Consider the following 334-nt stretch of genomic DNA (forward strand, 5'->3'; position numbering starts at 1 on the left):
AAATGTCACGCATAGCCTGGCTGACATCGATGAAAGCCTGTGTACACTTCGCGGCCAGGCGTTCGGCAGCCAGGTACATCAGCCTCTGCGCATTGCCCACATGCACGAAGGGCAAAATGTGCACGCCATGTATGATGCAGGGGATATTGGCTTCCCTTGCAGCGAGGCGGCCGACGATGCCGGCCTTGCTTTGATGGGTGTGCACGATGTCAGGCCGCCAGTCGCGCATAAGGCGCGTGAGTTGGCCAAATGCAGAAATGTCACGGGATGGCGAAATCGAGTTGATGAGCCGCTCAAGAGTCTCAACCCGAACGGCTTCGGCAACTGACATCCG

1 protein-coding gene is annotated in these 334 nt (G+C 57.8%); it reads right to left on the minus strand.

The window, feature by feature from the left end; genetic code table 11:
* A partial coding sequence (locus EN852_RS37400; protein ID WP_135879806.1) for a glycosyltransferase occupies positions 1-331 on the minus strand: 331 nt, incomplete at its 3' end.
* Between the last annotated feature and the right edge of the window lie 3 nt (positions 332-334).

This window comes from Mesorhizobium sp. M2E.F.Ca.ET.209.01.1.1 (genome assembly GCF_004010375.2).
GTDB lineage: Bacteria > Pseudomonadota > Alphaproteobacteria > Rhizobiales > Rhizobiaceae > Mesorhizobium.